The organism is Kitasatospora indigofera (assembly GCF_014655955.1).
GTDB lineage: Bacteria > Actinomycetota > Actinomycetes > Streptomycetales > Streptomycetaceae > Kitasatospora > Kitasatospora indigofera.
Window position 1 is genome coordinate 188232 of sequence record NZ_BNBO01000008.1, and the last position, 6526, is coordinate 194757.

General features: G+C 73.2%; 5 protein-coding genes. 2 read left to right on the forward strand and 3 right to left on the reverse strand.

The features are described from left to right. Nucleotides 1–109 precede the first annotated feature (109 nt). Nucleotides 110–676: an RICIN domain-containing protein gene (locus IE329_RS10880; RefSeq protein WP_190210642.1), complete on the reverse strand. Its 567-nt coding sequence runs from the start codon at nucleotides 674–676 to the stop codon at nucleotides 110–112. Nucleotides 677–848: 172 nt separating this feature from the next. Next, nucleotides 849–2063, reverse strand: coding sequence for a pyridoxal phosphate-dependent aminotransferase (locus IE329_RS10885; RefSeq protein WP_190210643.1), 1215 nt, complete (start codon nucleotides 2061–2063; stop codon nucleotides 849–851). A gap of 397 nt (nucleotides 2064–2460) precedes the next feature. Here IE329_RS10885 and IE329_RS10890 point away from each other — a divergent pair, with 397 nt between their 5' ends. After that, complete coding sequence (locus IE329_RS10890; RefSeq protein WP_229927344.1) at nucleotides 2461–3186, forward strand: A24 family peptidase; 726 nt, start codon at nucleotides 2461–2463, stop codon at nucleotides 3184–3186. Nucleotides 3187–3337: 151 nt separating this feature from the next. Here the strand turns inward: IE329_RS10890 and IE329_RS10895 are convergent, their stop codons facing one another. Then, nucleotides 3338–4951: a chitinase gene (locus IE329_RS10895; protein WP_190210644.1), complete on the reverse strand. Its 1614-nt coding sequence runs from the start codon at nucleotides 4949–4951 to the stop codon at nucleotides 3338–3340. 379 nt (nucleotides 4952–5330) lie between these two features. Here IE329_RS10895 and IE329_RS10900 point away from each other — a divergent pair, with 379 nt between their 5' ends. Then, nucleotides 5331–6125, forward strand: coding sequence for an isoprenyl transferase (locus tag IE329_RS10900; RefSeq protein ID WP_190210645.1), 795 nt, complete (start codon nucleotides 5331–5333; stop codon nucleotides 6123–6125). The last annotated feature ends 401 nt before the right edge of the window (nucleotides 6126–6526 follow it).

Below are 6526 nucleotides of genomic sequence, written 5' to 3' on the forward strand. Positions count from 1 at the left end.
CGGGTTCGTCCGGATCGGGTCTCCGGCCGTAGGCATGTCCGGGGCCGGGGCCGGGGCCGGGGCCGGGGGCGATGCCGGAGTCCGGCCGGGGGCCGGGGGCCGTGCCGGGTCAGATCAACTTGATGTTGGTGATCCAGGCCTTGTTCCCGTCGACCACCCGGTTGCTCTCCCCGCGCCACTGGCGGGCGGGGGCGCCGTTGTCGGTGCGCCAGTCGGCGATCTCCAGCAGGGCGGCCGAGTTGAGGTTGGACAGGCCCAGCTCCTTGCGGGGGCCGATCGAGCCCGAGTAGAGCCAGCCCTGGTTCCAGCCCGCGTGGCAGTCCCACTGGCGGGCCGGCGCGCCGTCGTCCGTGCGCCAGTCGGCGATCTCCAGGCACTTGCCTGAGTTCCGGTTGACCAGCATGGTGACGCCGTTGGCCGACCGGAAGTCCCAGATCTGGTTCGCGCCGCCGGTGCAGTCCCACTGGCGGGCGGGGGCGCCGTTGTCGGTGCGCCAGTCGGCGATCTCCAGGCACTTGCCGCTGTTGGCGTTCACGACGGTGGTGGACTTGGGCGTCACGAACCCGCCGCCGAGCGCGGCGGCCGGGGTGGCCGGAAGCGCGGCGAGGACGGCGGCCGCGGTGCCGACGAGTGCCGCGGCGGCCCGGGGATGGTTGAGAGGTGTGCGGATGGCCATGACGTCCGTTCCCTTGCGCGAGTGCGGCAGGGGGACGGCACCCGGGTACGACGGATCGCCCGGCCCGTGCCGGTCCGGGCGCCGGCGCCTGCGCGCCCGGCCGCCCGCCCCCCGGCCCGGTCTCCTGCCGGGCCACCGGCATCCCGCATGATACGGGCCGCCCGGACACCGGTCAGGGCTGGGTGTACCCGCTCAGGAAGTCGCCGATCCGGGTCACCGCGTCGGTGATCTCCTCCGCGCGCGGCAGGGTGACCAGGCGGAAGTGGTCCGGCTCGGGCCAGTTGAAACCGGTGCCCTGGACCAGCAGGATCCGCTGCGAGCGCAGCAGGTCCAGCACCATCTGCGCGTCGTCCTTGATCTTGTACACGTTGGGGTCGAGCCGCGGGAACGCGTACAGCGCGCCCTTCGGTTTGACGCAGCTGACGCCCGGGATCTCGTTCAGCAGCTTGTACGCCGCGTCGCGCGACTCCAGCAGCCGGCCGCCCGGCAGGATCAGGTCCTTGATCGACTGTCGTCCGCCGAGCGCCGCGGCCACCGCGTGCTGGGCCGGCATGTTGGCGCAGAGCCGCATCGAGGCCAGCACGGTGAGGCCCTCGACGTAGCTCGCCGCCCGTTGCCGGTCGCCGGAGAGCACCATCCAGCCGGAGCGGAAGCCCGCCACCCGGTAGGCCTTGGAGAGGCCGTTGAAGGTGACGCAGAAGAGGTCCGGTGCCAGGGTGGCCAGCGGGATGTGCTCGGCGTCGTCGTAGAGGATCTTGTCGTAGATCTCGTCCGCGTAGACCACCAGCTGGTGGCGGCGGGCGATCTCGACGATGCCTTCGAGGATCTCGCGCGGGTAGACCGCACCGGTCGGGTTGTTCGGGTTGATCACCACGATCGCCCGGGTGCGGTCGGTGACCTTGGACTCGATGTCCACCAGGTCGGGGTACCACTCCGCCTGCTCGTCGCAGCGGTAGTGCACGGCGGTTCCGCCGGCCAGGCTGACCGAGGCCGTCCACAGCGGGTAGTCCGGAGCGGGGACGAGCACCTCGTCGCCGTCGTCCAGCAGGGCGGTCATCGCGAGCTGGATCAGCTCCGAGACGCCGTTGCCGAGGAAGACGTCCTCCACGGTCAGCCCGTGCAGGCCGCGCTCCTCGTAGTGCATGACCACGGCGCGGCGGGCGGAGAGCAGGCCCTTGGAGTCCCCGTAGCCGTGCGCGGTGGAGAGGTTGCGCAGGATGTCCTGGAGGATCTCCGGGGGCGCGTCGAAGCCGAACAGCGCGGGGTTGCCCGTGTTCAGCTTGAGGATGCGATGGCCCTGGTCCTCCAGTCGCATCGCCTCGTCGAGCACCGGGCCGCGGATGTCGTAACAGACATTGGCGAGCTTGCTGGACTGGATGACCTGCATGCCTGCTTACTTTACGGGTCCGGGGGCCGCGCACGGGCGTGTCGTCTGCCACGTGGACGCGCCGGCCCGCCGGCAGGCCTCCCGGCGGGGCCCCGGGGCTGCCCGCGGTCGGCGTCCCGGCCGGGGCGTCACCGCCCGCCGTGGCGGTGGGCGCCGCGCCGCCCGCCCCCGGGGCGACCGGGTCGTCGCTGTTCCCCGGGCCGCGGCCGGTCAGCGACAGGGCCGGCGCCGCGGCCGGGACGGCCGCGCGCAGGACGGTGTGCACGGCTGCACGTCATCCCCCGATGGTGGTGCGGCGGGCAAAGCACCAGACTCTGACGGAGCCGGCACGGCGCCCGGACGGACAGGTCCGGGCGGACCGGCCGTGGGGCCTGACGGTCCGCAGGGAGGAACGGGGGTGACCGTGATCGGTCTGACGCTGGGTGCGGTGGCCGGACTGGCGGCGGCGCCGCTGCTGCGCGGGGTGGTGGTGCGGTACGCCGTGCCCACGGCCGAGGAGCCGCTGCGGTCGGCCTGCCCGGCCTGCCGGCGACCGGTGGGGGCGCTGCCGCCGACCGGCCGGTGCCGCGGGTGCGGCGGGCGGCTCGGCCCGGGCGCGGGCCAGGTCGAGCTGGCCGCGGCGGGCGCGGCGGCCCTCGCGTTGTCGGCGGCCGCCCCGGCGGAGGGCCTGCTGCTGCTCTGGGCGGTGCTCTGCGGGGTGCCGCTGGGCTTCGTGGACGGCATGGTGCGGCGGTTGCCGGACCGGGTGACCGGGTGCCTCGGGGCGGGCGTCGCGCTGCTGCTGGTGCCGGCGGTGCTGGCGGCCGGGCACCCCGGGGTGCTGCTGCGCTGCCTGCTGGTGGCGCTGGCGGCCGGCGCGCTGTTCGAGCTGCCGGCCTGGTTCGGCCTGATCGGTCTCGGCGACGCCAAGCTGGCGCTCGGGCTGGGGGCGCTGCTCGGCCTCCACGGGTGGGGCTCGGCGTTCGTGGCGCTCTTCCTGGCCTCCGCGCTGGGCGCGCTCTGGGGCACCGGCCGGGCGGGGGTGGAGCTGGTCCGGCGCCGACCGGTGCGCGGGCTGGAGATCCCGTACGGCCCGTTCATGCTGCTGGGCACGCTCGGCGCCGTGCTGCTGGCCCGGCGCTGACCCCGGGCCGGTGCCGGTGCCGGGCCGCCGGCGTGGCCGCCGGGTGCGGCGGGCCCCGGACGCGGTCGGGGCCCGCCGCACCTGGTCGGTGCGACGGGCCCCGCCGTGGGCGCGCGGACTCCACCCTCAAGGAGCGGCGCGCCGGGGAGAGTTACGGCATGTTGTGGACGTAGCTGCCCACGTTGTTGGAGAAGTCGTTGTTGTTCGCCGCGTCCCAGTTGGTGGACCAGGTCATCACGCCGCGGATGGTCGGCCACTTGGCCGGCGGGACGAAGCTGCCGCAGTGGTTGCCGGTGGCCAGGCAGTCCAGCGCGTTGTTGACCACGGTGGAGGAGACGTAGCCGCTGCCCGCGCCCTTGGTGGAGGCCGGGACGCCGATGCCGACCTGGTCGGGCCGCAGGCCGCCCTGGATGTGGGTGCAGATCTGGGCGGTGATGAAGTCGATGCTGCCCTGGTTGTAGACCTTGCCGTCGCAGCCGTTCATGCCGCCCGAGTTGTAGAACTGGGTGTTGACGACGGTCAGGATGTCCTTGACGTTCAGCGCCAGCTGGAAGTAGTTGCCGGCGGTGCTGTACATCCCGATGGTCTCGGGGGCCATGGTCAGGATGAAGCCGGACCCGACCTTGCCCGCCAGGGTGTGCAGCGACTGCGCCATGTAGGTGGCGTCGACGCCGTTCTCCAGGTCGATGTCGACCCCGTCGAAGCCGTACTGCTGGATCAGCGCGTACGCGTTGTTGGCGAAGGTGGTCGCGGCGGCGGCGTTGGCGACGCTGATCGCGCCGTTCTGCCCGCCGACCGAGAGGACGACCTTCTTGCCGGCCGCGCGCTTGGCCGCGATGTCGGCCTTGAAGTCGGCGTCGGTGTAGCCGCCGAGCGCGGTGGAGAGCTTCGGGTCCAGGGTGAAGCTGATCCCGCCGGGCGTGGCGGTGGCGTCCGCGAAGGACACCGCGATGATGTCGTACGCGCTCTGGACGTCGCGCAGGCGCTGGACGGTGGCGCCGTTGTCGAAGTTCTGCCAGTAGCCGGTCACCGCGTGCTTGGGCAGCCCGGTGGCGGGCTGGGTGGGCGTGGCCGTCGCGGTGGGCGTGGCGGTCGCGGTCGGGGAGGCGGTGGCCGTGGGGGAGGCCGTGGCGGTCGGCGACTTGGTGGCCGTCGGGGAGCTGGTGGCCGTCGGCGAGCTGGTCGCGGTCGGCGAGGCGGTCGGGGTGACCGTCGGGCTCGGCGAGGCGGTGCCGGCCGGGCCGGTCAGGGTGATGTCGTCGGCGCCGTAGGCGGCCTGGCCGTACCAGCCGTGCACGTAGAGCGTGACGGTGTTGGTGCCGGCGCCGGTGGTGAAGGTGGTGCTGAGCTGGTTCCAGGTGCTCTGGTTCGACCAGGTGCTCGGGTCGGTGCCGCCGGTGCCGCTGGCACCGAGGTAGACGTACGGGCCCTGGACCCAACCGCTCAGGGTGTAGCTGGTGTTGGGGAGCACGGAGACGGTCTGGCGGCACTCGGCGGTGTCGCCGGCGCCCGGGGTCGCCTTGAGCGCGCCGGTGCCGGAGTGGACCGGGGTGCTGACCGCGCTCGTGGCGCCGACACAGCTCCAGCCGGTCAAGCCGCTCTCGAAGCCGCCGTTGGTCGCCACGTTGCCCACGGCGGCGCTGGCGCCGCCCGCGAACAGGGCCAGACCGGTGCCGGCCAGCGCGAGGGCCGTGGTGCCGGCCGCGAGGGCGGGCAGGGTGCTTCGCCGGCGCTTGTGCGCGGGCTGGTTCAGCGTACGGGCCATGCTGTCGACGCTCCTGGGGGAGGAGGGAGCGGCCGCCGCGGTGGGGGGCGCGGCGGCCGCGTTGTGGGGGAGGGAAGGTCCGCAGGAAAGCTGTGGGGGTGGGGCGGCGTGGGGAGTGCGCTCGCCCTTGGACACACAAGCTGGACTAGACCAATGGGGGCCGTCAAGCATCCGGAACCGACTTACGGGTCCCTTAAGGAAGCGGAGACCATTCCGTATCCGACCGGGTTCACCGGCCGGGCCGCCGCCGTGCACCTGGCGCTACCGGACCGTAACCGGACCGGGACCTGCGGCTTTACCGAGTGGCACCGCGCGGGAGTAGGCTGCGCGCGGGGGTTGTACGCACCCCAAGGGAATGAGTACGGAGGGGCCGGAAGCCATGGGTCTGCGCGATGTCGTCGAACGCACGCCGGGTCTGCGCACCCTGCTGGACGGTATGTACGGCCTGTACGGCCGCCGGGTCGAGGTCCACCTCGCCCGCACGCCCCACCACATCGGCGTGATCCTCGACGGGAACCGGCGCTGGGCCAAGGCCACCGGCGGCACCACCGCGTACGGCCACCAGCGCGGCGCCGACAAGATCAGCGAGTTCCTGGGCTGGTGCGACGAGACCCACGTCAAGGTCGTCACCCTGTGGATGCTCTCCACCGACAACCTCTCCCGGCCGGCCGAGGAGCTCGTCCCGCTGCTCGGGATCATCGAGGACGCCGTCACCGGCCTCGCCGACGCCCGACGCTGGAAGGTCAACCCGGTTGGCGCCCTCGACCTGCTGCCCCAGCACACCGCCGACGTGCTGAAGCGCGCCGCCCAGGACACCGCCCACATCGACGGGATCACCGTGAACGTGGCGGTCGGCTACGGCGGCCGGCACGAGATCGCCGACGCCGTCCGCTCGCTGCTCCAGGAGCACGCCGGCCGCGGCACCTCGATCGAGGAGCTGGCCGAGATCCTGGACGTCGAGCACATCGCCGAGCACCTCTACACCAAGGGCCAGCCCGACCCCGACCTGGTGATCCGCACCTCCGGCGAGCAGCGCCTGTCCGGCTTCCTGCTCTGGCAGAGCGCCCACAGCGAGTTCTACTTCTGCGAGGCGTACTGGCCGGCCTTCCGCAAGGTCGACTTCCTGCGGGCCCTGCGCGACTTCCAGCAGCGCAACCGGCGCCTCGGGCTCTGACCGCCCGGCCGCCCGCGGCCCGTCCCGCCTCCGCCCGGGCCGTCCCGGCCGCCCGCCACCCGGCTCCCTCCCGGCACCCGCGCTCCCGGCTCCCCGGGAGCTGACGGCCGGTGGGGCTTCCGAAGGGCTGACGTACCCGCCGGGGGTGTGGGCAAACGTTCACCAGGAATGATCCGTCAGTTCTTCCCGGCGCGAATGCACACCCCCTCGCCTGGGAATACTCGGATCAGACCGGTACCTGGGCCACCGGGGCCACGGGGGCCGGTATGCCGCGGGTGACGCAGGGTCATCCGCCCTGGAGGCCTAGTGGTCAGTTCCAAGAGCCGCCGGACACCAGACCGGCGCACGTACGTTCTCGACACCAGCGTGCTCCTGGCAGACCCTCTCGCCATGACGCGCTT

What these genes read in the sequence shown, in the direction of transcription:
- IE329_RS10900 (WP_190210645.1), top strand. Translation starts at nt 5,331, where the DNA reads ATGGGTCTGCGCGATGTCGTCGAACGCACGCCGGGTCTGCGCACCCTG.
- IE329_RS10895 (WP_190210644.1), bottom strand. Translation starts at nt 4,951, where the DNA reads ATGGCCCGTACGCTGAACCAGCCCGCGCACAAGCGCCGGCGAAGCACC.
- IE329_RS10885 (WP_190210643.1), bottom strand. Translation starts at nt 2,063, where the DNA reads ATGCAGGTCATCCAGTCCAGCAAGCTCGCCAATGTCTGTTACGACATC.
- IE329_RS10880 (WP_190210642.1), bottom strand. Translation starts at nt 676, where the DNA reads ATGGCCATCCGCACACCTCTCAACCATCCCCGGGCCGCCGCGGCACTC.